Genomic DNA, 25,699 nt, shown 5'->3' with positions numbered 1-25,699 from the left:
ACCAATCTGCATTCCAATTCCCGGCCCTTGTTGGTGCCCCCGCTCTTGGCGGTGTTGTCCGGCTGCAAGCTAAGGAGTTACTTGCGACTTTTGTAAACTAATCATAGGGCTATCGCTCTTATCCCGACACAAGACCTGCGCTAAATATGGGTAAAAACAGCCGGGCTCCCGTTATTAGCGGGATAAATAATATATTTGAGGTCTAAACCCATCATAATTTATATATGCGTAATTTTTATCCGGTTAAAGCAAATTTAACCCTCGCTTTCATCTCTGCTTTTTCAATTTTAATCATATCCTGCTCAAAATCGCCAAAGCCCGTGGTAGAACCCCAAATACCGGTTACTATAACCGCGTTTGCGCCGGCAAAAGCTTTGCTCAATGCAGTTGTAACTATTACCGGAACAAACTTTAATACTGTTGCGGCTAATAACACAGTTACATTTAATGGCGTTACGGCCAAAATTAATTCGGTAACCGCAACCCAAATAGTAGTAACGGTACCGGCAACGGCGGCTACCGGCAAAATTGAATTACTTAGCAACGGAAAAAAAGCGGCCTCGGCAACAAACTTTACGGTAACCTCGGGGGTAATGAGCGATTATGCATCGTTTGGCGCTCTTGACATCGACCAGATAAAGTTTGATGGTACGGGCCGCATGTTTGGTGGCGACGGCAAGAAAATTTATGAAATACAGCCAAATGCCCAACCAGTATATTATACGCCTACGGACGGTTTTACAGGCTTTGCCACGGATGCGCAGGGTACTTTGTACATCCCGATTCAGACTACAGTAGTGAAAGTAACACCCGAAAAAACTGTATCTGTTTTAGCAGGCAGCAACCCCAGCGCCGGAATAGCGGATGGCACAGGTGCCGATGCAAAATTTGGTACCAGTTCGCTGGACTTAGCTAAAGATGCAGCGGGAAACTTGTATTTCCTGGGTGTTGGTAGTATCCGTAAAATTACATCTACCGGAGTTGTTACCACCCTTGCCGGTACCAAAACCGGTGAGCGGGGATATGTTGATGGTATAGGCAGCGCAGCCAAATTTGGTTATCTGACCCGCGAAACTGCCGACCCATCAGGTAATTTATATGTAGTTGATTCCGATCATTACCGGATCCGTAAAATTACGTCTGAGGGTGTGGTTAGCACGGTTATTGGTAACGGCATATTCGGCCTTACCGACGGAGAGGGTACAAATGCGCAAATGTTCGGCCCGCAGTCGTTGGTATCAGATGCGGACGGGAATATATTTTTTAGTGATGCCGATTTCGAAAACCACCTTTACAGGATAAGGATGCTCAATAAATTGGGGCAGGTTATTACTCTCATTTCGGGCAATACCACCAGCGGCATTGTTAACGGAGCACTCGGCACAGCTACTACCAACCGCCCTTTAGGCCTTGCCTTTGATGCCGCCGGAAATCTGTATATAGTTAACTCCGGAGTACATAAAATAAGCAAGGTTACTTTTAATTGAAGCAGGTGTTTTATAGTACCACCCCAAATTTGTATTACATATGGTTTGGGTGGTACTATATAACACAGATGCTGTTGGGCCAACCTGTGGCGTGGTGATAACACCGATGACTGGCTAAAAAAACAAAAAAAATGTAATTTTATATATAATCGGTCAATCACAATTCATTTTCAAATGATCAATTAGGCGTTTAATAACAGGTAAATTATGGGGATAATCAGAAATCTTTTTAAATGGCATAAGGTAAAAGACAAATATGGAACCCAGGTTAACATTGGCTATGCCATGAATGGGAGCCTGAAAACGCTGGCAGATGTCGGCCATTGCTTTAAAGCGTTCGGTTTAACGCAGTACTTACCTGCAATTATCCCTCACGTAAGGCCAAGGATAGATTTAAGTTTGTCGCCCGTTAACGAAAATGAGTTAACAGCCGGGCAGTCGAAAGTTGGCGGACAGCCCGATTTGCCCGAATCTGTTATGTGGCCCATAACCGAAGAGGGAAAGCCAATGTCGTTTATCGCCCAATTAAATTGCCGCGATTTTGTGGGCCTTGATGAGTCGGGGTTGTTGCCGGCGGAGGGCGTTATTGCTTTTTTTTATTGTGCCGATCAGGCCGTGTGGGGATTTGACCCAAAGGATGAGCAACGATTTAAGGTTATTTACTTTAACCCAACAACCGACCTGAAACGCCGACAATTCCCAGCCGACCTACCCGAAGAATCGCAGTTTAACCCTAACATTATCACGGCTGAAAAAAGTTTGAGTATTCCCCGCTGGAGAGAGAAAGTGATTCACAATACGATCAGCGATGATGATTTTGACAACTACGCCGAAGTTGCAAGTGGCGTTGATAACCAAATATTTGGATACGCCAACAATGTGCAAAACCCAATGGAATTGGAATGCCAGCTGGTAACCAACGGCCTATATTGCGGCAACTCCACAGGATATGAAGACCCAAAAAGAGCAGAACTTGAAAATGGCATAAACGATTGGATATTATTATTGCAAATAGGATCGGAAGACGACAAAACCGGTATGATGTGGGGTGACGCAGGCCGCCTTTATTACTGGATAAAAAAGCAGGACCTTAAGGAAAAAAGATTCGACAAAGCCTGGTTTATTTTGCAATGTCATTAATACCGGTGCCATGTTGGAATTGTCTCAGATATAACTCCAACAAATTGTGTGGAGGAAGACCAACAAGGGCGAAGGAACAAATTATAAATTGCCATCATGAAATTCATTACAACCGGTACATTAGCAAATATCATTCATAACATATATGAATTTGACGATTTGGCGGTTTTGTTTGTTGATCAAAAGCTCAATTGGGGACCTCTGTCCAAAACCGATATTTATTTTTTTGAAGACGGCGAAGAAGTTCCGTCCAAAATGGACGACATTCCATATTTCCTCGAAGTGGAACTGGTAAAAGAGGTGATTGATGTATGGAATACACGAACATCTGGTAAGCGGCAGGGTTCAAAGGATATTATCGATGCGGTAATATTTTACGCAGAAAGAGACGCTTATATGCCTGCATCAGGCAATGAGGATCATTAGGCCAGTGTACCCAGTCGAAAGCGGCATCAATGATCCAATTACCAAAAGCATTTAGCCGAATCAGAATTTGAGAATGACAGCTGATATTCCTTAAACGGAGGCAACATTTTTCATTCTGCCAATTCCCAAATTCTGAAAATTCTGATGCTGACAGCCCCTACTTCGCCGCCTGCAACGTGGCTACCATTTTATCAATAGTATCTTTATTTATTTTGCCAACTACCTGCTTTTGGGCTTTCAGGGCGTAGGGCAAGGCTTTTTTGTTATCGCCTACGGCCATATACCCGCGGGCCATACCGGTGTTGGTTAAAAACTCGTCGGGGTGCTTTTGGTAGTCCAGCTTAAATACTTCAAGTGCTTCCTGGCCTTTGTTTTCGGCAATAAGACTTTTGCCGTAAAAATAAAGGTCGTTAACGTCGGCAAAAGGCAGGGCAGTTTTCATGGTGGCAGTTGCTTCGGCGCTGCGACCCAAATCGCTCAATATTGCTGCTTTGGTTTTCCAGGTCTGGAATACCTGGTTGCCGCCAAAGTTTACACTGGTTGCGGTATCGGCCCATAGCAGGCCCTCTTCCAGGTTGGCTTTATTTTGAGCGCAAAAGGCGGCGGCCTGTTCCCAGCTTTCCCAGTTAAAGCCTTTGTTGGTACGCAGTTCTTTCCTGAATACGGCAAGCTGTGTGGCAGGCAGGTCAACATCAACTTTAAACGGAATTATCAATTTTTCCCATTGTAGCTGAATTACGGCGCTGGTTGGGGTTTGGTCGGCAAACTCATATTTAAGCCACTCCACGCTGGCGGTCGCAGGTACTGGCTTTACTTTTACGCGTAACACATCCTCGGCCTGGTTATAAAAAAAACTGCCCCACGAGGTAGCGTTTTTTGAAAATATCAGCGTACTCTCATCGGCGCCGTAGGCAATAAAAAAGCCATACTTCCCGGCAGCTAAAGGCTGGCCCTCTACCTTTACATCGGTTGAAAATTCGATGGTGGTGTTCTCGTTGGCCCCGGCCCGCCATGGGGCTGCTTTTGATGTGCCAAAACCCAGGTCGGCATAGCCGTTGTAAACAAGCTCACCCCAAATATGTCCGTCGCGCTTATTCACATGCGGGCGGCTGTAGTTAATGGTTACATCGGTAATGCCTATCATTTCGGTAACGGATGCTTTTTTATTGCCGCCGCTTGGGGTTGATGTGAGCAGCTGGGCGTGGGTAACGCCGGTAAAAGTAAACTGGATAACAACCGCCATAAGGGCGGCAATCAGTAATTTTTTCATTGTATAAGCTTTAAAGGTGCGGTTGAAAAATTGAATAATTAAAGCTTGGTTTTATTAACAACAAGGGCAAATGATTTCAACCCTTGCCCCGTTATTTTTAATGCTTGCCCTTAATATCTCAACTGCCGCAATATGAGCACGCAAGTAATTGGTTGAATAATGGGGCCTTTTGGTTGAAAATCATCTGCCCAAAACAAAAAGCTTTGTACATTTAAAAATGAATTTCATTAAAAACATGCCCACGCTTACACGCCTGCAATGGGTGATATGGATAGCGGTGTTTTTTATCATCTTTTTTTCGATACTGCCGGTTGATGGGTTTAACCATGCCAGCGTTTTTACGGTGATTAGTGTGGCGTTTTACCTGCTGGTTATTTATGGCAATATTAAATTTTTGTACCCCCGCTTTTATGAAAAAGGCCACCGTGTACAGTATGTAATTTATGTGGTGCTGTTACTGGTTATTGGTGGTGTGGCGCGTGGCTTTTTAATCATGTACTCGTACAACACGTTTTTTGCCAGCCACCCGGAGAAGATGACTTTTAGCATGATGCTCAATTTTGTGGTGGCCGGTTTCATGACCTATCTGCTCAGCTTTATTTTCAGAATAGCGCTGGCCTACTTCGAAATTAAACAACAATCAGAAAAAATACTGGTGCAAAAAAGCCAGGCCGAGCTAAACCTGCTTAAATCGCAGGTGCAGCCTCATTTCCTGTTCAATACCCTCAATAATATTTATTACGAGGCTTATGTCGATTCGCCCCGCACCGCCAAACTGGTAGAGCAGCTATCTAACATTATGCGCTATTTTGTGGATGAAAGCCCTAAAGACGAAGTATCCATCAATACCGAGATCCAGTTTTTGGAGAATTACATCGCGCTTGAAAAAATCAGGATCAGGCACGAAATAAGCATCAGCTTTATACAGGATTGCAGCCCGCACCTGCAAATACCACCTATGCTGCTCATGACCTTTGTTGAAAATATTTTTAAGCACGGCATTGATAAGGCCAGCATCGACAATAAAATTGAACTGGCACTGGTACAGCAGGGCCGTTACCTTATATTTGAAACCAAAAACCGTATTTTTAATCAAAAAGCTGATACCTCCGGCGGTTTCGGGGTCCAGAATTTGCGCAAACGGCTTGAGCTGTTATACGGCAATAAATTTGAACTCACCATCAGCGATAGCGAAGAAATGTTTACAGCCTTTTTAAAAATTCCACTGGCATGAATTTAAGCTGCATAATTATCGACGACGAGCCAAACGCGGTTAAGCTGCTGGAAATGATGGTTGGCCAGTACACCAAATGGGCGCTGCTGGCCAAATGCTACGATGCATTGGAAGCTATGGCGTTTTTAAAGGAACAAAAGGCCGATTTTATTTTCCTGGATATTAATATGCCACAGCTTACCGGTATGGAACTGGCCGGCCTGTTATCGAAGGATACCAAAATTGTTTTCACCACCGCCTACTCGCAGTATGCTGCCGAAAGTTATACCTTCCAAACCATCGATTATTTGTTGAAGCCCATAACGCTCGAACGTTTTTTGGCCGCCCAGTTAAAAATCGAGGCTTATTTTACAAAAAACCAGGCCAGCGAAAAAACACCGCCCGTCGTTGGCAACGAATACTTTTTTGTAAAATCGGGCAAGGAACTGCGCAAGATCCTGCTGGACGATATTCAGTATTTTGAAGGACAAAAAGAGTACGTACGCCTGGTAACCAGTACCGAACAATTGCTGATTTACCGTCGCATTAAAGATATTGACGAGCAGCTTTCGCCGCCATTTGTACGCGTGCACAACTCTTATATTGTAAACACCCGTCAGCTTAATAAAATAATGGATAACCACATTTACATAGCCGGTAAGCAAATCCCCATCAGCGAGAAATTTAAAGATGCTTTTATGGGTGTGATACAGCGGCGGTTATTTTAAAGCGGATTCCTGACAACTATTATCTATAGCTTTGCCGATATTTATCGACAGAAAACCTTGTAGCTTAATGGAAAACAACACCGCATACTGGATCAATAAACTAAACCTGCAACCCCATCCCGAGGGTGGTTTTTATAAAGAAGTTTTCCGGTCGGAGATTGAAGTCAGGCCAACTCATAGCGACAAGCTAAAGCAAGCGATAACTTCTATTTATTACCTGTTGGAGGGAAACGATTATTCAGGTTTCCACAGGCTAAAGTCCGACGAGATATGGTATTTTCACAAGGGCTCCCCATTGCATATCCATGTATTTGACAACGCGGGGATACTCCAAAGCATCGAGCTTTCTGACTTCGAAACAGGCAGTCTATCCGTAGTGATCCCGGCGGGTTTATGGTTCGCGGCCGAAATTCCATCCAAACAAGGATTCTGCCTGGCCAGTTGCGCCGTTGCTCCCGGATTTGATTTTAGCGAATTTGAAATGGCCGAAAGGGATGCGCTATGCCTGGGTTATCCACAATATGCCGACTTGATAACCAGGCTTTGCCGGTAGCTTTATTGTAAAGGAACATACTGCGCCTGATTGAATTAGTGTCCACATGCTTTCAATAAAAGAAAATGTCATTTCGATAGAGCATGCGTGGAGGTGTGGGGAGCGCGAAAGAGAAATCCTGAACGCCCCGCATCCAAACCAGATGTAAAAGATTTCTCCTCACGCCGTCGCTCAAGCCCCCCCCCAATTCGTCGAAATGACAATCAATTTATTGGCAATAGCGTTACTCTAGAAGATATGTACACCCAGCACTTTTAAGTAATAGGTGCTTACTACGCGTTGAAGTGGTATACAAAAACTATCTCGCCGGTAAAGGCTGGTTTCTTTTGATCTTTAATTTCCAGGGTGGTTATCATGGTGGCTTTAATTGGGCCGCGCAGGTTTACCAGGCCGCCAAGTTTTACTTTTAAGCGCACTTCCGAATCAACCAGTACGGCTTGTCCAAAACGGAAGTTTTCAATGCCATAATTAATCTCCATCTTCAGGTTTTCAACTTTCACAATCTCTTTCCATAAATAAGGCACAAGCGATAGGGTAAGGTAGCCATGAGCTATAGTTGCGCCAAACTGGCTTTCGGTTTTAGCCCTTTCCGGATCGGTGTGAATCCATTGGTGGTCTAATGTAGCATCGGCAAATTTGTTGATCTGTTCCTGGGTAATTTTGTACCATGACGAAACGCCAAGCTCGTTCCCTATTTGCGCTTCAAATTCAGCGAAGTTATTGATGGTTAACATTGATGGTCAGTTTATTGATTAAAAGTTGGCGAAGTTACAAAAATTTAACAATCCTGATTTCTATATCTCGGGAGTAAAACAGGGCAAACGCATCTAATTGGGTTAACATAACTTAACACACTTCAGATAAAATACTTATAAATATTTGATAATCAATATTTTATATTTTATCATGGTTAACACTAAAATGATCGCGCAATTTAGGCGCATCCAAATAATTGTGCCTGTTGTCAGCCAATACATTCCCTTCAGTAGCTGTATCATTTAACCACGATCAGCCAATAAAAACAAGGCGTCGTTTAATGATTATTCGCTCATTCCATTAGCTATTTAGCGTTTATCCTGGGGTGTAAGCGCGTCACAGGGGCCTTAGTCACCCAATAATGCTTTCAAACTTTCCAGTGTATCGGCTTCTTCTTTAGGTTTATCATGCCGCCAGCGCAATATCCGTGGAAAACGCAGCGCGATTCCTGATTTATGACGGGTTGATTTGTTGATGCCTTCAAATCCTATTTCGAACACCAGCTCGGGCTTTACCGTACGCACGGGGCCAAATTTTTCGATGGTGTTGCGTTTAATAAAATAATCAACCTTATTAATCTCGGCATCGGTAAGGCCCGAATAGGCTTTAGCAAAGGGTACCAGCTTATCGCCATCCCAAACGGCAAAGGTATAATCGGTATATAAATCGGCCCGCCGGCCATGTCCTTTTTGAGCGTAAATCATCACCGCATCTACCGAAAGGGGATCAATTTTCCATTTCCACCAGTCGCCGCGACGGCGGCCAACCTGGTAAGCGGCGCTTTTGCGTTTTAGCATTACGCCCTCGGCAATCATGGCGCGCGACTGCTGCCTTATAGCGCCCAACTGCTCCCAGCTATCAAACTTGATTAAGTCCGAAATCCGGAACAATTCGGCAAAGGGCGTTGCAGCCTGCAATGTTTCTAAAATCACCCGCCTTTCGCTTTGCGTTTTCGGGCGGATGTCCTCGCCGTTATATTCCAGGCAATCATAAGCTATCACCGCTACGGGGCTCTCTTCCAATATTTTTTTGCTCAGGTTTTTACGCCCTATGCGGGTTTGCAGCACATTGAATGGCATAGGCAAACCGTTCTGAAAGCTCAGGATCTCGCCATCTATCACCGTACCATCGGGCAGGGCATATAAGAAGGGATGCAACTCGGGAAATTTTTCGGTCGCCAGGTCTTCGCCGCGGCTCCAGATAAAAATTTCGCCGCCCCGTTTTATCATTTGTGCACGGATGCCATCCCATTTCCACTCGGCCTGCCAGTCACCGGCCTGGCCAAGCGAGGCACCAACCTCATCAGGCGTTTTTTGTTTTTCGGAGGTCTCCTGTATCGGGTAAGCCAGGAAAAAAGGGTACGGCCTGGAAATGTTGGCCGCTGCGTCCTGTTCTTCCATCAACTGGGCAAACTGTAAAGTTTCGGGCATCCAGCTACCCATAATACGGTGGGTAAGTACGGCAGCTTCCAGCCCCGAGATATCGGCCAGCGCCTTGATAACCAAATTTTGCGATACGCCAACCCTAAAGCTGCCTGTTAGCAGTTTGTTAAACACAAAACGCTCCTGGCTATCCAGCATAGCCCAGGAATTTAGCAGCCATTCCTTTTTCTGTTCTTCGGTCTTATTGCCAAGGGCGTTTATCTCGGCTATCCATTCTGTAAGCGTTTTGCTGCTGCTTTGGTTACTTTGGGGCATTAGCAAGGCCATGGTTTCGGCAAGGTCGCCTACTACGTGGTAGCTTTCTTCAAACAGCCAGGCCGGGATGTTTGAGGCTTCAATAGCCCAGTTGCGCACCAGGGTCGAGTTAATTTGCCGCTTAGGTTTCCGGCCTGTAAAAAGCGCCAGCATGTGCATTTTATCCGTATCGGGCACAGCAGTAAAATATTCCTTTAAAACCTTAACCTTCTCGCCGGTTTTGTTGGTTTCATCTAACGAGAGAAAGAGTTGGGCAAATGCTTTCATGAGCTAAGCCCCCCAAAAGCCTCACCTAAATCCTCTCCAAAGGAGAGGACTTTATTTGCAGGTTCAATATTATTTCTCTCGTCTTGATTTTCAAGCTCGCTCTCCTTTGGAGAGGGCTGGGGTGAGGCTTCCTCTTCTCCTCCATACAAGGTATGTACCTCATGCGCATCAAATCCTATCCCGTTCAAATACCTTGCAAAAGTGGCGGTGTAGCCGTGGGTTAAATAAACACTTTCGCAGCCGGTAGCGTCAATGGCACTGATGAGGCCATTCCAATCGGCGTGGTCAGACAAAACAAATCCGCGGTCGGCAGCGCGGCGGCGTTTGGCACCGCGGATGGCCATCCATCCCGAGCAATACCCAAAACTATAAGGCTGGAACTTACGCATCCAGGGCGTACCTACCGATGATGGCGGGGCGATGATGATACCTTTGCGTACCTCCTCTTTCACCGAATCGGCGGTGATGCGTTCTGTGGGATTTAAAATTACACCATTGCGCCGAAGGGCTTCGTTGGTGTTTTCAATTACGCCGTGTGTATAAACTGTGCCGTTAAATAAATCGAGGTTTTGCAATATGCGCTGAGCCTTCCCAAGGGAGTATCCAACCAAAACTGTAGCCACGCCGTTATGCAGGTTGCCGCGCCACCAATTGTTAATGTCGTCAAAAATCTGCACCTGCGGTTTCCAGGTGTATACCGGCATGCCAAACGTACATTCGGATATAAAGTGGTGGCAGCGCACCGGCTCAAAGGGTGTGGAGATACCATCATCTTCAACCTTGTAATCGCCCGAAACCACCCAGACCTGGCCCTTGTACTCTACCCTGATCTGCGCCGAACCGATGACATGCCCTGCCGGGTATAGCGATATGGCAACGCCGTTTTTAATAACCGTTTCGCCATACTCCACCGTTTGTAGTTGAATTTCGCCAAGCCTGTAAAACAACACCTCGCGAGATAAATGGTGGGCAAGGTAATGCTTATGCCCCACGTAGGCATGGTCGGCATGGGCGTGGGTTATTACGGCATCGTCAACCGGTTTCCATGGGTCAATATAAAAACGGCCCTGCGGGCAGTAAATGCCGCTATCTGTAAATTCAAGGAGTTGTTTTTTCGCCATGGTTAATAGTAAACCGTTGTGGCCAAAATAAGTTTGCCGCCGGCCCACCTTGATGTGGCTGCCAGATTACGGCCCATACTACTCCACTGTCCAGGCTGCGATACCATATGCCGGCAGACTTACCGGCATCTTTCCCGCCTTAACCGTTGGAGTCTCTTCCCCTATAAATTGGCCAATCTTTTTACCCTGGGCATAAGGCGCATCTACTGTTGCCGCCTGATCTTTATCAGATAAATTGACCACCACAATTACTGCCTTATCGCCATCCTTCCTGATAAATGAAAATACCTGGTCGTTATTGTTTATTAATGTTTTATAGCTGCCTTTGGTAATTGCCCTGTTTGATTTACGCAGGCTGATCATCGCTTTGTAGTAATTGAACAATGAGTTGGGATCTTTTCGTTCTTCTTCTAACGAGATGCCATCGTTAGGTTTATCATCATTAAACTCATCTTTATAAGTGCCGGTTTGCTTGTACCAATAGGCCATGCCCTGGCCCTGGCCCGATGCATACCATTCAAAGGCCTGGCGCTCGGGAATTTCGTTGGCATCGGTAGCGCCAAATTTGGCGCTGGTGCCGGTCATGCCCAACTCCTGCCCGTAATAAATGGCTGGTACGCCGCCTATTAGCAGGTTAAGGGCGCAGCCCACTTTTAGCTTGGCCAGGTTGCCTTTTACTTCGGATGCAAAGCGTGGTACGTCATGGTTCTCTACAAAAACTACCTGCTCTTTCCCGGGCGGCAACATGGCCAGGGTCGAATCGGCGTTGGCCATCAGTAAATCTTTCCTGAACAGGCGGATGGCAAATGCCAGCCGTAAGCCAAATACGCGGTCAACGCCGCCTTTTTGCAGGTAATCCAATCCTAAGCCGAACCAGTTGGCCTGCTCGGCCACAATTTTTATTTTGGGGTTAATAGCCCGCAGTTTGGTTAACAGCGGGTTCCAGAAGGTATCAAACAAGTGGGGCAAGGTTCCTTTATTATCCAGGTTATCCATCATATGATCTAACCGGAAACCATCCACACCATCATCAAACTTGCCATCCTTATCCGGATCCAACCAGTAGCTAAACAGCTGGTAATTATATTCTTTTGATTTGGCGCTGTTTAAATTAGCTGTGGTAATTTTATGGGTTACGCCATCATAGCCCTTTAGTTCGGTAAGGTTGTACACTATGGTTGATGGTTTTTTATTTTCCTTATCATCCCACAAAATATAATCAGCAAACGGCGATTTGGGGTTGCCGAAAGCGCCTTTCCACCATTCAGAATCTTCGGTAACATATTGCGTTTCCATATCCATGTAAAACTTCATACCCCGTTTGTGCAACTCCCTTATCAGGGCCAGGTAATCCTGTAACGTGCCGTACCGTGGATCTATCTTTTTAAAATCGATAGCAAAGTAATTGTGATAATAAATGGATTCATAAAGCGGCGTGCATAAAATAGATGTTACACCCAACTCCTGCAAATAATCCAGCTTTTGACGGATGCCATTCAGGTCGCCATGATTATCGCCATTGCTGTCAAAAAAGCTGCGCTCAAAAATGTGATAAATAATTTCGTCGTCGCCTTTTTGCTTAGCAGGAAATGCAAATGAGGATAAGGCAATACATAGCAAGCCCGCGAAAGCGATAGATATTTTTATTTTCATGGTGTTATAACTGGCATGTAAAACAACAGAAACAAGTAGCAATATACAATGAATAAATAGCATTTAAAATGGTACATCTTATCTGTAAAAATTGCCCTTATAGTTTTTACAACTCCCCTCTGCTTTATTTAAGGATAATATCCTCCATTATTTACCATTTTACAGCTGTTTTGATCTCTCTTCCGCTTAAACTCCTGGCTGGAAGCTATGATTCAATCTTCAACAAAACAGGAAAACGTAAATAACTGAAAATTAATTTATTGGAAAATGCTTTAATGAGAATTATCATTTTTATGTCAATTAGGCTACTGCCTGCATACGATTTTTAATAATTTAAACGTTAATCTTCTTTGCGGGCGTTCTTGCCTGCAAATAGTGATAAGGTTTAGGTTTAAAGTCCCCAAGCAGCGAGTGCAAGGGGACTTTTATTGTTTAAAGGGATTRCATTATGATCCGGGCGGGGGATCAGCATAAAATTTAACTTTTGAAGAAGATTAAGTACAGACAGACGAAAACCACAGCCAATTTTCAACTTTGACCTTAATAACTTCCCGATCCTGCATAAAACAGGAACTACTATTGTTTCTTTATTTCGTAACATAGCTCCACCATGCCGCTTTTGTAGGCGGTAACGCTTTTTAGGTGTAAAGCGCGTTCTTGCCCTACCTGATCAAAAAACGGAGCTCCGTCGCCCAGGATAATGGGCAGAATTGACTGTCTTATTTCGTCGGCTAAGTTTAAACGAATGAAATCTTTAGCCAGTTTAGCACCACCTACAAGCCAAACATTCCGGTAGTTGGATTTTAGCCGTTCGTTCACCAATTTGTCCAGGTCGCCCGAGTAGGTTTCAATGTTTTGCCGGTCAACAGGCAGTTTTCTGTGGGTTAATACAATGGTAGGCACGTCTCCGTAAGCCCACCCGTATAATTTTGAAAGCTCCAACGCGTGTTCATACGTACTGGAACCCATGATGTAGCAGTCTATGGTCTTAAGAAATTCAGCGGCATCTTGCTCCGTAACATTCACCCCATTCTCATAGCTGTCAGCTGTATCAAACCACGAAACGCTATTGTCTTTTTTGGCGATATAACCATCCAGACTTGAAACCATATGTATGGTTATTTTACATGTGCCGCCCGTCATCTACGAGTTATTTGTGATTAAAATGACCGGGCTGTTGTTAACTTGTTAATCAGCAGCCCAAACCTGTTACGTTTACTAAACCAAAGCGCTCAGCCCAACAAAAGTCTCGCTCCTGTTTTTCGGACTGGCCCCAAAAAAAGGGCTGTCCTTTTTGAGGCAGCCCCTTTTGTTATCACCTTCATCAGGCTTTCAATGTTTATTATTTGCTTGCGCTCCAACCGTCGCTCCAGCCTGTGCCGCCTGAAGCTTTTGAACTTTTTACAAGGTCATCATATTTTAATTTTTGAGCGGGGGTTAAAACAGCTTTAATTTTTTTTATCGTTGCTGTACGCAAAGGCTCAATAGCAACCAGCATTTTGGTGTTATCGCCTTTGGTTTCAGTTTTAATTTTGTCAAACTTGGCCGATGATTCAGTATAAATTGCTGCAACTTTTTTGCATTGCGGATCAGTAAGTTTTAACTTTTTTTGCAATTCCATCGCTTTTTCTTCCGGTTTGCTGCCGGCCGCCATCTGGGCAAAGCTTGCTGTTGTTAATCCAATAAACAGGCAGCATAATAAAAGTAATTTTTTCATCTTTTAGGTTTGATTAAAATTGTTCGTTATTTTATTTAAATGTAGCTGGTTTTATTGAAAAACAGATAAGCCACTAACACATTTATAAACAAATTTACCACTTAATTTGTTTTTGCCGCCATAGGCATACACATTGTCATATCCTGCTTATCAATAAAAGTTAATTTAGCCAATTGTGTTACTTTATATTGATCTACGCCTTCAGTTATCCTCAAAAACTGGTTTGGCGATACATTTGTAAAATGCTGAACCGTACCGCTACCCGCCCATTTTATTTCAATATCGTCAATTACTTTAGCCTGCCCAATGCCAATTTCCTGTCGTAACGGCGATGATCCAAAGCTTCCGCCGGAGTTTACATCTTTATAAACGCTTCTTTTTACACCGTTTTCGGAAAATGTAAGTTTAATGTGGCTCCCTATAGCTGCCTTATTGGCTTTTACGCCATCAAGTTTTAAGCTTATCCAGTTATTATTGTTGTTGCGTGGGTTAAGGTATAACGAGCTGGTGTACGAATCGCCAATGTAGGCGCCGCCCATTTGGGCAAATATATCCTGGTTGCCGGTATTCCTTAAATCGGCAAAGGCAATACCATGCCCCTTTTGCAGGTTGCCCAGTCGCGATGACGTAGTGATATCGATAAACTTTTTCCCGCCATCATTTCTGAACATTTTATTGGGCACCAACGACCGAAAATCGGGATTACCTGTTCCAAAATACATATCCAGGTAGCCATCATTATCAATATCGCCAAAGTTGCCGCCCATGCTGTACACCACCTTATCTAAACCAACCTGGCGGGTTACATTGGTAAAAGTACCATCGTGATTGTTGTGGTATAAAAACACGTTCCCGGCATCCGGAACGGCTTTACCTAAAGCTGCCGCGGCACTGTAATAGGCCAGCGGGCGGTTAAAGTTATAATCGCTCACCAGCACATCCTGCCAGCCATCATTGTCATAATCGTAAAACCAGGTAGTAAAGGTTCGTTCTTTATTTTGAGCAAAGCCTGCTTTTTGGGTTACGTCTTCAAAATCAACCTTGCCTCCTTTAATACCTTTGTTCCTGAGCAGGTATTTGGTGCCGGTCATGGTCGAAATAAAGATATCCGGGTAGCCGTCGTTATCATAATCGGCAGATGTAACGCCCTTTACAAATGACATAACATCACAGTGTGCTTCTTTGGTAACGTTGGTGAATGTACCATCGTGATTATTGATGTACAGCATGCATGCCGATGAATTACTGTCCAAATCCTGTGTCGATGTTTCGGTACCAACAAAAACATCCAGCCAGCCGTCGTTATTAAAATCGGCCCAGGTGGCTGTTTGCGTTGGATGGTAATATAACAGGCCGCTTGGTATGGTTACATCGGTAAAAGTACCATCGCCATTGTTGCGCAGCAATGAGCTGGGCTGTTTACCATAACCTTTGGTAAGCCAGGCGCCCCTTAATACAAAAAGATCGATATTGCCATCGTTATTATAATCGGTTTGCTGAATATTAAGGCCGCCGGTTATCCCTTTAAGCCCGCTGTATTCGGTACGATCGGTAAATGTACCGTCCTTATTGTTTTCAAAATAGTGCATCGGATCGCTCAAATCCCAGGCCGATGTAATGATATCCAGGTAGCCGTCATTGTTAAAATCGTCAACAGCAACCCCGCCTGCCCGGCCATTAACGTTAAGGCCAAGGCTTTGGGCAATATCTTTAAATGGCTTTTGCCCGGCCACGCTATCGGCATTCAAACCAGGGATCAACACATTTTTTGGAACCTTTTGCGGGTACTCGCCCAATGTCATGTAGGCAATGTTGAGCAACCACCTTGATTCCATATCGTCCGGATGCACCTTTAAAATGGTTTTATAAACCTGAATGGCTTTCCTTGAACCGGTTTGAAGTTTGTGTACACCATCATTTTTGATCGGAAAAATGCATGACGAGCCTGTATGGTTGAGCATGCAATTACTGCGCTCGCCAAGGCGCATATAAGCAATGCCCACTTCAGACAACAGGCGGTCTGATGGCATAAACTCCAGCTTGTTTATTATATTTTCATAAATACTTACAGCCTTTTCTTCCTGTCCGGCCATAATCAATAGCGATGCCTGGACCGACAAAAGGTGGGAGTCCTGGTCGTTAGGCGGTATTTTAACCAACGAATCGCAATAGGCAATCTTTACTTCGGGGTTAAATGGGTTTGCCATGTCGTTGTTTTTTTTATTCAATTGCTGCAGCAACTCAATCATTTCCTGGTGCGATGATTTTGGGCTGGATGCTATTATGGTAAAGCCTATTGCTACAATGAGCGTTAGGGCTGCGGCTATTTTTATTTTCATTTTGGGCTAATATGATATTATCTTAAAAGCGGTATTATTTCAAACACCTGCTTTTTAATAAATTAAGTATTGATACGTGCTGGTAAAGTTTGGGCGCGGTAAAGCCACGGCCAAACAGGATGCCAATCCGGTTGGGATGCTATCAACTACGCATTTCGAGTATTCTGTAAAAACCAGAAATGTTTTATCATGTCATTGCGAGCGATAGCGTGGCCATCTCGTTGCAAGCATAGCAGATTTTACATTGTTCACGATTGCTTCGTTCCTCGCAATGACATCATTTTATTTTGTCATTTTCCAGTTCATAGCCCCCGGAATTTACGGCGTAAATACACGCGAAACACAACATTTAAAATAGTAGTTGATGGTATCCTTAACCGATCAGGCATTAAGAAATTTAGCAGGTAACCTTAGGCGGTTGTTCGGGGATATCCTGGTGATAATTCACCAGTGGTTGTACGGGCTGTACAATATTTTTTTGAATATTTTTTATGGGGCAGCAAAACTCAATGTGCGCAAAGGCTACACTAACATTATCCTGCATAATGATTTTGCCATATGGCACATGGTCTTTTTGTGGTACCGGGATATCTTTAACACCTTTTGCATTCAGCACATTTTTATCAACCGGGCGCGTTGTTTCATAGTTAGGAATGCACATAAGGTGTATGGCAGTCCGTGTTACCTTCATTTTTACGTAGTTGTAATTGGTATTACCAAACTGTATTTGCCCGGCTATGTTTTCAAACCGTTTCCAATCATGAATATTGGGCAAATCAACAGGTATGGCTATTTCGGTAAGGTCTTTAATATCATACAAACCTTTGCCTACCTGTTGGTTGTAAAACTTATTGGTTTTATAAACCAGGTATTGGTGCAATGCCAGCTGCCCGCCAATATTTAGCAGGTGAATACTTAGCAATAAAAAGGCAACAATCTTTTTCAAGCTGATTTATAGGTATAAAGATGTTTAAAGGTGCGATTTATAAATATGTTTTCAAAATTTATTTATAACTATAAGTAAATAGTAATATCTGTTGATTGAAAAACAGACCGTCATTGCGAGGTACGAAGCAATCCCCTACATGCTAAGTCCCCATTAGTTCGAAATTGCTTCGCACCTCGCAATGACGGGAGTTTTAGAACATTCGTTTAACTATACCCGTCGCATGTCATAACTTTTTTTCAGTTTTTACCTGATAGATACTCGCAATGACGGCAGTTTAGCGCATTAATTTAAGCTCGCTTAGTTCTGTCAGTCGCAAAACTGCTTTATCGACATAATTAAATAAAACAATCATAAGCACAGGTATGGCAGCCAGTATCAGCCGCTGGTATTCAGAATAACCAGCCATCATTGCAACGGCCAACTGGCCCGTAATAATTAACCACAAAAAAATCCTGAGCCAGGGCGCGTTCCTCCTCTTTATCCATGAGGCAATAAACATCATTAAATCGACGACTATCACTACGTACAATACCATAAAGGGAATATTAAAAACCAGGTATTCTATTTTTTCAATTCTGAATGCCAGCGGGCTAAGCTCATGGTCGGCGTAGTTGGTAAATATATTGGCATTGTGTAATGCAAGTAGCTTGCCGCCAATATGCTGTAAATAAGCGCCGGGCTGGTTTTTAATGCAGTTAACAATAAACTGGTGCACCCTATCCGGGTTAAACCTGGCCATAATATTTATACCCGGAATATGCCGGTCCGGATACTTTTTCTCCAGGTTGATATTATATTGCAGCGCTGCCGATATTTCGGGGTCACTGCCGCTGTGGTAAATACCGGCACTTACTATTACGGCCATTTCATTATTGTTGCCAACAAGCGAAATACCGTTAAAGCCGGCATGCCTTTTATTTAAAGCCGAGTAGCCCGATAACAAAAGTACTACCACTACCAAGGCCGCCAATCCGGATAAAGAAAATTTGCGCTCTTGTTTACAAATTATCAGCCTTAAACACCAAAATACAATAAGCAGGGGCAGCAGATAAATAAAAGATGGGCGCAGCATAATGGCTATAAATACAAACAATGTAGCAATCCAGGCTTTTACGTGCGTAGGCTTTTGCAAATAGCAAACCATTAAATAAATAAAAACCAGGCTAAAGCCAACAGAAAGCGACTCTGTAATAACCACCTTATCAAAATTAATTACAGGCAGCATTAGCCCATATAATAACGACGCGGCGAATACAACACGCTGATTTTTAAAAACCGATCGGCTTATTTTATAAAAAACAACAATACTTAAAAACGATAGCAGAATTTGGGCTGATACCACATGGTCAATTAAATTCTGGTGCCCCAACAACCCTACCAGTTTTATAAAGTACGGATATAATGGCGTGCGGCGGCCTTCGGTTTCGCCTATTAATATATTGGCGCTATAGTTTAGGTAGCTGGCCGTATCAACAGCTATGGTATTTTGTAAAACCGAATAATAAACCGCGCGAACAATACCACTTAAAAGCAAAACCCAAAGCAGTGGTGCCGATATTAACTGCACCACTGCTTTGCTCCACCTTCCTTTTTGGGAAAAGCGGCTTAGTGTTAATCGTATATAGTTTTTAACGCGCATTGTTGAAATAACGGCTGTTGCCATTGGATATTCGTAAACAACAGAAAAAAGGTTGCGCGTCTATACTGTTTTATATTTTCACCCGTTTCATTAGCCAACGCGCTGGGTGGGCAAAAAGCACCGGTGGCTTACTTAGCATTACCGCTCTCTTCGCAGCTTATCGCGGTGCATAGTGCCCCATTTGGCCAGGGCAAGCAGTATATCACTCAATGTATCGGCATACTCAGTTACCCGGTATTCAACAACTACCGGGGTTTGGGTATGCACCGTTCTTGAAATAAAACCATTCAGCTCCAATTCCTTTAACTCGGCCGATAATACCCTCGCCGAAATGCCATCAACGGTACGCTGTATCTCGTTAAAACGTTTACCCCCATCCCTTAACGCGGCAATTACCCTCAATTTCCACTTACCACCAATTACATACAGGGCATCGCCAATGGGCGTAAGCACCGCGTTACAATCTGGCGAAAGGCCTACTTTATTATCCATAATAATTTGATTTTCAATGCAGTATACAAAAGGATAGCACTAACCTTTTGTATACTACTAATATTTTATAACCAAATGTAAATAGATTTGGCGGTATTAAAACAAAAAGAACATGAAAAAGATATTGCATATTATCTCGAGCCCACGGGGTGCCGCGTCCTTAAGCATTCAGTTAGGCAATGCCATTATTGAACAGTTAATTGCCAAATACCCGGGCAGTACCGTTCATGAAAATAACCTGGTAAACGAGCAATTTCCACATCTCGAAGAAGCGCAAATCGCTTCTTTTTTTACTCCGGCACAAAGCCGCACACCAGAAAACATCCTGGCCGCTAAACATTCGGACGATGCCATTGATGAGATCCGCGAAGCAGATATTATTGTGATTGGCGCACCGATTTATAATTTTGGTATTCCCTCTGCTTTAAAAGCATGGATAGATCATATCGTAAGATCGGGCGTTACCTTCAAATACGATCAAAATGGCGCTGCAGGGTTAATTAACGGGAAGAAAATTTTCATCGCCATGGCGTCGGGAGGTATTTATTCTGACGGCCCCATGAAACCGCTTGATTTTGCAGAGCCTTATCTTAAACATATTTTCAGCTTTATTGGCATCTCAGATATTACTGTATTCCGGGTAGAAGGTTCTGCAATACCCGGCGTACAGGATACCGCACTTGAAAAAGGGATCAGCAGTATCTATTTAAATTAATACACACTAATTGATACGGATTATTTCGAATTGCACGAATCAGAAGACCCAGTTTTGGAAATAATTGCTGCAATTCGAAATAATCCGTGTCTAATTCGTGCCTATATCATTGATTTACCTCGCTTCACAACAACCAGCGCAGCAACCGAGCACAGGCCGGCCAAAAATGAAAATACAGCCGCAAAAGGGAAGAAGTAAATATACTCAATAACACCCATCACCAGCAGAAATAATGCCAGCACCGGCAAGAGGCTTTTGGTTAAAGGATTAGTACTTTGACTGCTAAACAACCATAAAAAAATAGTAACCAGCAGCAATACGCCTATCATGGTAAAACCATACCCCTCAAAAAATCCGCCTAAAGTTACCGACCTGCCCATGAAATCAAAGTGTTGGCTTTGCATGCCGCTAACAACCTGGCCAACTGCAGGGTTTGGCGCATCTTTCCAGGTAAGTGCACCAATGGTATGGCCTATGGTATGCAGCAACATCAATATTGCCGCAATGCGTAATAATAGTTTGGCTGTCATTGTTCGGCAATTTGCTTGTACAGGTCCATAATATGGCCCCAACCCTGATCCATACTTTCAATAGCTTTGGCTCCCACCAGCCTGTCAAGGTTTTTATGTTCAAATTTAATTATGGTAGTTTTAGGCCCATCGGCTATAAAATGCACCTCAACCTCGGTAACAAGGGCAGGATCAAATTTAAAATCGCCGTTGATTTGCCATACCAGCACCAGCAGGTCGTTGGGTTGCCAGGTGCTCACGTATCCAACCTCGGCTTCGGCACCATCTTCGTGCCTGGAGTACCAACGGCCATTTAAGTTGGGTTCCAGCACCATTTCGGTCATCGGTGTACTGCCAATATGATGTGTTCTGGGCCACCACAGGTCCATTTTTTGGGTAAAAACTTTAAAAGCTGTGGCTTGCGAAGCCTCAACCGTTAGCTCTTTTTTGATGGATGTTAAGTTTAGGATATTCATGCTATTTTTCTTGTTGTTCTGCAATTAGTTTAAACGCCGCCAGCGCATCGTCCCAAAATTTGTCGAGGTAATTGCGCATAGCCAAAACACCTTCCCTGTTTACGTGGTAAATGTTTTTAGCACCCCGCTGATGAATGCTTATCAGCTTGGCCTCTTTTAAAACCTTAAGGTGTTGCGATACCGCCGGGCGGCTAACAGGCAATCCATCGGCAATATCAACAACCGCCAGCGGCCGGTCGCGCAGTTTTTCGAAAATTAATCTCCGGGTTGGGTCTCCCAATGCATTAAAGGCTTTTTCGCAGGCGCTCATCATATTATAAATGGTAAGCAATTACTTACCGTAAGCACAAACTTACCATTAAATTTCATTCATGCAAATAAAAAGTAAAAAATATTACAGGTTGTAGACTGATTTATTGCTTGTTAGCTTCCAAACTAAGATTATTCGTAGCCATTAAGACCGGGAGGCTTATTTGCAGAGAACTGCGGGATGTATAAATAACCACCTCATATTGCGAAGTGTACCGCAGCGCAAGATTGACAGAACTGAAAGGCGATTTCAATAGAGAAGCCTCGATTGCTGGAATAGCTGAGCTCTTATAACCTGCGTTATACTTTTCTTTTCGTAAAGTTTTCAACCAAAGGGTTTGGATAATTATCACTTTGGTCTTCAGCTACATTATCCAGGCATTTAAAATCTTTTTCAACAAGCAGGTACATCTCACTACTGTTGTTTTCATAGCCAACACCGTCGGTACTGGCCCATTCAAGCGCCAAAGCATCGGGCATATACATAATAATGGTGTTATCAGTAAAATCTGCCGATAAAAATTCGGTTTCGGTACGCTGCAGGGCATACTTAAATGTCCGGGTACCAAATTTGGTACTTTCTTCCAGGTAACCATCCCTGTCAAAGGTTTCTACATCGGTTTTGGTAAGGCGATATCGCAGCGAGTTTCCTTTTATCCTGATTTTCATACTTGTTTAATTGTTAACGTTAACTACATCGCCTATAATAATGATAGCCGGATAGGTAAGCTGGTTTTCGGCGGCGATAGCTACCAGGTCTTTAACCTGCCCCCGTGCCGATTTTTGTTTAGGTAGCGATGCGTGCTGAATAATAGCGGCAGGTGTATGGCCTTTACCCGATGTAACGTAGGCAAGGGCAATCTCGGCCAGCTTTTTCATTCCCATATATATAACTACAGTGGCGTTGCTTTGCATGGCGCAGGCCAGGTCGGCCGATAGGCTGCCATCTTTTTTGGTTCCGGTAACCATCCAAACACTTTCGCTTACCTGCCGGTGGGTTAAAGGAATATCCTGCAGGCCAGACGCCTGCATACTGGTAACGCCCGGTATATAATGGGTAGTTATGCCATGCTGCCTGGCGTAAATAATCTCCTCAAAGCCGCGGCCAAATATAAACGGATCGCCACCCTTTAACCTCACTACATTGCCTTTGGTAAAAGCGTAATGCTTAATCAGTTCGTGAATTGTTTCCTGTGGGGTATAATCACCGTAAGGCTGCTTGCCTACATATACCTTTTCGCAGTCATCGCGGCAGATATCCAGCAACTCTTTATTGGCCAGGTTGTCATATAATACCACATTTGCCTGCTGTAATACCTTATATCCCTTCATTGTTATCAATTCCGGGTCTCCCGGGCCGGCACCTAGCACAAAAAGAACCGAATTTTGAATTATTTTTTGCATAATTTGAAATTTTATATCAAAAAACAGGCTTTTTGCCGATTTTATTTTGATGATTTTGCCAAAATGTTAAAATCAAACTTTACGATTGACATAAATAATGATATAAATTATATCATTAGCACTAAATTAACAATTAAAACATCAATAAACATGATTTATTTAATAAAAAACTTAAAATAAATTTTTATTTGCTGTTTTTTTGACTTATTATTGTGATATAAATGAAATCAGGGTCGCATTTGGTTCATTTAAGTTTAAAAATTGCTTTAACATTTAAAAAATTCCAATATGTCAAAACCAACCATTATTGTTGTTGGCAACGGTATGGTAGGTTATAAGTTTTGCGAAAAACTTTTAACCAGATCAACCCAGTTCCAAATAATTGTTTTTGGCGAAGAGCCCCGTCACGCTTATGACCGTGTGCATCTTAGCGAGTATTTTAATGGCAAAACCGCCGATGACCTGTCGCTTTCCACTTTATCATGGTATACCGATAATGGCATCGCGCTGCATTTAGACGATCCTATCCAGGAGATTAACCGCACCGCAAAAACCATCCACTCTTTAAAAGGCGTTACCCTTACATACGACTACCTGGTTTTGGCAACCGGTTCATCTGCCTTTGTGCCCGACATTCCGGGTATAGAAAAAGAAGGCGTATTTGTATACCGCACCATCGAAGATCTTGAATTGATAAAAACCTTTGCTGCCAATGCCAAATCGGGCGCTGTAATGGGTGGTGGCTTACTTGGCCTCGAGGCCGCCAAAGCCCTGATAGATTTAGGCATTACCGAAACTCACGTTATTGAATTTGCACCAAGGCTAATGCCAAGGCAAATAGATTCGGCAGGGAGCAACATGCTGCAGATGAAGTTAAGCCAGTTGGGCCTGCATATTCATTTAAATAAAAGCACGGCCGCTATTGCCGGCGATAAAAAAATCCAATCGTTAAAGTTTAATGACGACAGCCAGCTTGCAGTAGACATGTTGGTAATATCGGCAGGTATCCGCCCACGCGATGAACTGGCAAAACTGGCCGGCCTGCACGTAGGTACCCGCGGCGGCATTGTAGTGAACGAAAAAATGCAAACCAGCGATGAGCATATTTACGCCATTGGCGAATGTGCTTTATACGAGGGCATGATTTATGGTTTGATTGCGCCCGGTTATGAGATGGCTGATATTGCGGCCGCTCATTTAACCGCGGCCGATAAATCTTTTTACGGTTACGACATGAGCACCAAGCTTAAGCTGATTGGTGTTGATGTTGCCAGCTTTGGCGATGCCTTTATTACCGAACCCGATTGCCGCACCATTTTATTTGAAGATACCCATAAGGGCATTTACAAGCGCATTAACATAACCAATGACGGCAAAAACCTACTGGGTGGTATTCTGATAGGCGACGCAGAAGCTTACAACATGCTGCTGCAAACCGTTAATAATAAAATTATACTCCCGCCCGATCCTGAAGATTTAATATTAGGCTCAAGAGGGGGCGCTGCAAGCGAAGGTGCCGGGGTAATGAACCTGCCCGACGATGCGCTCATTTGCTCATGCGAGGCGGTAACCAAGGGCGCAATTTGCTCGGCGGTAGCTGATGGTGGCGTTACCAGTATCGATGGCATGAAAAAGTGCACCAAAGCAGGCACAGGCTGCGGCGGCTGCGTGCCAATGGTGAAAGATTTAATTGCAGGCACTCTGAAGGCAAACGGACAGTATGTTAAAAATTCCATCTGCGAGCATTTTGATTATTCGCGCCAGGAATTATTTGATCTGGTAAAAATAAATAAACTTAAAAATTACGACCTGGTGCTTGATCATTACGGCAAAGGCGACGGTTGCGAAACCTGCAAACCGGTTGTTGCCAGTATACTATCAAGCCTTTGGAACGATGTAATAGTAAAACAGGAGGTAATACAGGATAGCAACGACAGATTTTTGGCCAATATCCAAAAAGGTGGCACCTATTCTGTAGTGCCGCGCATACCCGGCGGTGAAATTACACCAGATAAACTGATAGTAATTGGACAGGTTGCCAAGCGGTACGGCTTATATACCAAAATAACCGGCGGCCAGCGTATTGATATGTTTGGCGCACACTTAAGCGATTTGCCATTAATTTGGGAAGAACTGATAGATGCCGGTTTTGAAAGCGGCCACGCATACGGCAAAGCTTTGCGTACAGTAAAAAGCTGCGTGGGCAGCACCTGGTGCCGGTTTGGTTTGCATGATAGCGTAACCTTTGCTATCGAGATTGAAGACAGATACAAGGGCATCCGTGCGCCACACAAACTCAAAGGTGGCGTAAGCGGCTGCGTACGCGAATGCGCCGAAGCACAATCAAAAGATTTTGGAATCATAGCCACCGAAAAAGGCTGGAACTTATATGTATGCGGCAACGGCGGATCTAAACCACAGCACGCTTTGTTATTGGCTACCGATATTGATAAGGAAACGTTGGTAAAATACCTGGACAGGTTCCTGATGTTTTACATAAAAACCGCCGACCCGCTAACCCGTACCGCAACCTGGCTTAACAAGCTGGATGGCGGCATGAGCTATCTTAAAAACGTAATTGTAAACGATAGCCTGGGCCTGGCCGAACAGCTGGAAGAAGAAATGCAAATGTTGGTTAACACTTATCACTGCGAATGGAAAGAGGTTATTGAAAGCCCGGCCATGCGCAAGCGCTTCGCCCACTTTATTAACGCGCCCGAAGAAAAAGACCCAACCGCTCAGTTTGAGCCAATGCGCGAACAGGTAAAAGCCAAAGGATGGTAGGTTTCAAAGTCAAAAATCAAAAGTAAAAAGTCAAAAATATGCGGGCGTGGGTTAG

The 25,699-nt window shown here is 43.8% G+C and carries 24 protein-coding genes; 8 read left to right on the top strand and 16 right to left on the bottom strand.

The window, feature by feature from the left end:
- The first annotated feature begins 224 nt into the window (after positions 1 to 224).
- The 3 genes from AC1DV1_RS10630 (at position 225) to AC1DV1_RS10620 (ending at position 3,053) form a co-directional block, all read left to right on the top strand.
- Positions 225 to 1,487 carry an IPT/TIG domain-containing protein gene (locus tag AC1DV1_RS10630; RefSeq protein ID WP_477358558.1) on the top strand — a complete coding sequence of 421 codons (1,263 nt, stop codon included), beginning with the start codon at positions 225 to 227 and terminating at the stop codon, positions 1,485 to 1,487.
- A gap of 207 nt (positions 1,488 to 1,694) precedes the next feature.
- Positions 1,695 to 2,627 carry a YwqG family protein gene (locus AC1DV1_RS10625; protein ID WP_477358556.1) on the top strand — a complete coding sequence of 311 codons (933 nt, stop codon included), beginning with the start codon at positions 1,695 to 1,697 and terminating at the stop codon, positions 2,625 to 2,627.
- Between the two features lie 96 nt (positions 2,628 to 2,723).
- The gene (locus tag AC1DV1_RS10620) at positions 2,724 to 3,053 is read left to right on the top strand and encodes a DUF7716 domain-containing protein (RefSeq protein ID WP_477358554.1); all 330 of its coding nucleotides are present in this window, start codon (positions 2,724 to 2,726) and stop codon (positions 3,051 to 3,053) included.
- A gap of 157 nt (positions 3,054 to 3,210) precedes the next feature.
- Here the strand turns inward: AC1DV1_RS10620 and AC1DV1_RS10615 are convergent, their stop codons facing one another.
- Positions 3,211 to 4,323, bottom strand: a complete 1,113-nt coding sequence (locus tag AC1DV1_RS10615; RefSeq protein ID WP_477358552.1) for a DUF2911 domain-containing protein — start codon at positions 4,321 to 4,323, stop codon at positions 3,211 to 3,213.
- Between the two features lie 217 nt (positions 4,324 to 4,540).
- Between AC1DV1_RS10615 and AC1DV1_RS10610 the strand changes: the two genes are divergently transcribed.
- The 3 genes from AC1DV1_RS10610 (at position 4,541) to AC1DV1_RS10600 (ending at position 6,817) form a co-directional block, all read left to right on the top strand.
- Entirely contained in the window at positions 4,541 to 5,557 is a 1,017-nt protein-coding gene (locus AC1DV1_RS10610; protein WP_477358550.1) for a sensor histidine kinase, read from the top strand.
- Positions 5,554 to 6,264: a LytR/AlgR family response regulator transcription factor gene (locus AC1DV1_RS10605; RefSeq protein ID WP_477358548.1), complete on the top strand. Its 711-nt coding sequence runs from the start codon at positions 5,554 to 5,556 to the stop codon at positions 6,262 to 6,264. Before AC1DV1_RS10610 ends, AC1DV1_RS10605 begins: the two co-directional genes overlap by 4 nt.
- 67 nt (positions 6,265 to 6,331) lie before the next feature.
- Positions 6,332 to 6,817, top strand: coding sequence for a cupin domain-containing protein (locus AC1DV1_RS10600; protein ID WP_477358546.1), 486 nt, complete (start codon positions 6,332 to 6,334; stop codon positions 6,815 to 6,817).
- 272 nt (positions 6,818 to 7,089) lie between these two features.
- Here AC1DV1_RS10600 and AC1DV1_RS10595 read toward each other — a convergent pair whose 3' ends face one another.
- The 10 genes from AC1DV1_RS10595 to AC1DV1_RS10550 all read right to left on the bottom strand — a co-directional run bounded on the left by AC1DV1_RS10595 (position 7,090) and on the right by AC1DV1_RS10550 (position 19,447).
- The gene (locus tag AC1DV1_RS10595) at positions 7,090 to 7,551 is read right to left on the bottom strand and encodes a MaoC family dehydratase (protein WP_147055302.1); all 462 of its coding nucleotides are present in this window, start codon (positions 7,549 to 7,551) and stop codon (positions 7,090 to 7,092) included.
- A 369-nt stretch (positions 7,552 to 7,920) separates the two neighbouring features.
- Positions 7,921 to 9,537, bottom strand: a complete 1,617-nt coding sequence (locus AC1DV1_RS10590) for an ATP-dependent DNA ligase (RefSeq protein ID WP_477358544.1) — start codon at positions 9,535 to 9,537, stop codon at positions 7,921 to 7,923.
- Positions 9,534 to 10,658 (bottom strand): ligase-associated DNA damage response exonuclease, encoded by a 1,125-nt coding sequence (locus AC1DV1_RS10585; protein ID WP_477358542.1) that lies wholly within the window; start codon positions 10,656 to 10,658, stop codon positions 9,534 to 9,536. The genes AC1DV1_RS10590 and AC1DV1_RS10585 overlap by 4 nt, the downstream gene beginning before the upstream one ends.
- Positions 10,659 to 10,736: 78 nt before the next feature.
- Positions 10,737 to 12,311, bottom strand: a complete 1,575-nt coding sequence (locus tag AC1DV1_RS10580; RefSeq protein WP_477358540.1) for an alpha-amylase family glycosyl hydrolase — start codon at positions 12,309 to 12,311, stop codon at positions 10,737 to 10,739.
- A 576-nt stretch (positions 12,312 to 12,887) separates the two neighbouring features.
- Positions 12,888 to 13,454, bottom strand: coding sequence for a dihydrofolate reductase family protein (locus AC1DV1_RS10575; RefSeq protein WP_477358538.1), 567 nt, complete (start codon positions 13,452 to 13,454; stop codon positions 12,888 to 12,890).
- 199 nt (positions 13,455 to 13,653) lie between these two features.
- Positions 13,654 to 14,028: a hypothetical protein gene (locus tag AC1DV1_RS10570; protein ID WP_477358536.1), complete on the bottom strand. Its 375-nt coding sequence runs from the start codon at positions 14,026 to 14,028 to the stop codon at positions 13,654 to 13,656.
- A gap of 101 nt (positions 14,029 to 14,129) precedes the next feature.
- The gene (locus AC1DV1_RS10565; protein WP_477358534.1) at positions 14,130 to 16,367 is read right to left on the bottom strand and encodes an FG-GAP-like repeat-containing protein; all 2,238 of its coding nucleotides are present in this window, start codon (positions 16,365 to 16,367) and stop codon (positions 14,130 to 14,132) included.
- A 397-nt stretch (positions 16,368 to 16,764) separates the two neighbouring features.
- The gene (locus tag AC1DV1_RS10560) at positions 16,765 to 17,313 is read right to left on the bottom strand and encodes a hypothetical protein (protein ID WP_477358532.1); all 549 of its coding nucleotides are present in this window, start codon (positions 17,311 to 17,313) and stop codon (positions 16,765 to 16,767) included.
- Positions 17,314 to 17,590: 277 nt separating this feature from the next.
- Positions 17,591 to 18,979 carry a hypothetical protein gene (locus AC1DV1_RS10555; protein WP_477358530.1) on the bottom strand — a complete coding sequence of 463 codons (1,389 nt, stop codon included), beginning with the start codon at positions 18,977 to 18,979 and terminating at the stop codon, positions 17,591 to 17,593.
- A 114-nt stretch (positions 18,980 to 19,093) separates the two neighbouring features.
- Positions 19,094 to 19,447 carry a winged helix-turn-helix transcriptional regulator gene (locus AC1DV1_RS10550; protein WP_477358528.1) on the bottom strand — a complete coding sequence of 118 codons (354 nt, stop codon included), beginning with the start codon at positions 19,445 to 19,447 and terminating at the stop codon, positions 19,094 to 19,096.
- Positions 19,448 to 19,559: 112 nt separating this feature from the next.
- On the opposite strand from AC1DV1_RS10550, the gene AC1DV1_RS10545 reads away from it, so the two are divergent.
- A complete protein-coding gene (locus tag AC1DV1_RS10545) occupies positions 19,560 to 20,162 on the top strand; it encodes an FMN-dependent NADH-azoreductase (protein WP_477358526.1) in 603 nt (200 codons plus the stop codon).
- A gap of 101 nt (positions 20,163 to 20,263) precedes the next feature.
- Here the strand turns inward: AC1DV1_RS10545 and AC1DV1_RS10540 are convergent, their stop codons facing one another.
- From AC1DV1_RS10540 to cobA, 5 genes are all read right to left on the bottom strand, one after another.
- Complete coding sequence (locus tag AC1DV1_RS10540; protein ID WP_477358524.1) at positions 20,264 to 20,692, bottom strand: LIC_13387 family protein; 429 nt, start codon at positions 20,690 to 20,692, stop codon at positions 20,264 to 20,266.
- Positions 20,689 to 21,147, bottom strand: coding sequence for an SRPBCC family protein (locus AC1DV1_RS10535; RefSeq protein WP_477358522.1), 459 nt, complete (start codon positions 21,145 to 21,147; stop codon positions 20,689 to 20,691). Before AC1DV1_RS10535 ends, AC1DV1_RS10540 begins: the two co-directional genes overlap by 4 nt.
- 1 nt (position 21,148) lies before the next feature.
- Complete coding sequence (locus tag AC1DV1_RS10530; RefSeq protein WP_477358519.1) at positions 21,149 to 21,460, bottom strand: ArsR/SmtB family transcription factor; 312 nt, start codon at positions 21,458 to 21,460, stop codon at positions 21,149 to 21,151.
- A gap of 296 nt (positions 21,461 to 21,756) precedes the next feature.
- Complete coding sequence (locus AC1DV1_RS10525; RefSeq protein WP_477358517.1) at positions 21,757 to 22,125, bottom strand: DUF7009 family protein; 369 nt, start codon at positions 22,123 to 22,125, stop codon at positions 21,757 to 21,759.
- Between the two features lie 6 nt (positions 22,126 to 22,131).
- The gene (cobA, locus tag AC1DV1_RS10520; protein ID WP_477358515.1) at positions 22,132 to 22,860 is read right to left on the bottom strand and encodes a uroporphyrinogen-III C-methyltransferase; all 729 of its coding nucleotides are present in this window, start codon (positions 22,858 to 22,860) and stop codon (positions 22,132 to 22,134) included.
- A gap of 288 nt (positions 22,861 to 23,148) precedes the next feature.
- On the opposite strand from cobA, the gene nirB reads away from it, so the two are divergent.
- Positions 23,149 to 25,644 (top strand): nitrite reductase large subunit NirB, encoded by a 2,496-nt coding sequence (gene nirB / locus AC1DV1_RS10515; protein WP_477358513.1) that lies wholly within the window; start codon positions 23,149 to 23,151, stop codon positions 25,642 to 25,644.
- The last annotated feature ends 55 nt before the right edge of the window (positions 25,645 to 25,699 follow it).

The sequence above is a fragment of the Mucilaginibacter sp. P4_D1 genome (genome assembly GCF_056401935.1).
Note: the sequence above shows the minus strand (reverse complement) of the source record. Positions and strands in the feature narration are given on the sequence as shown.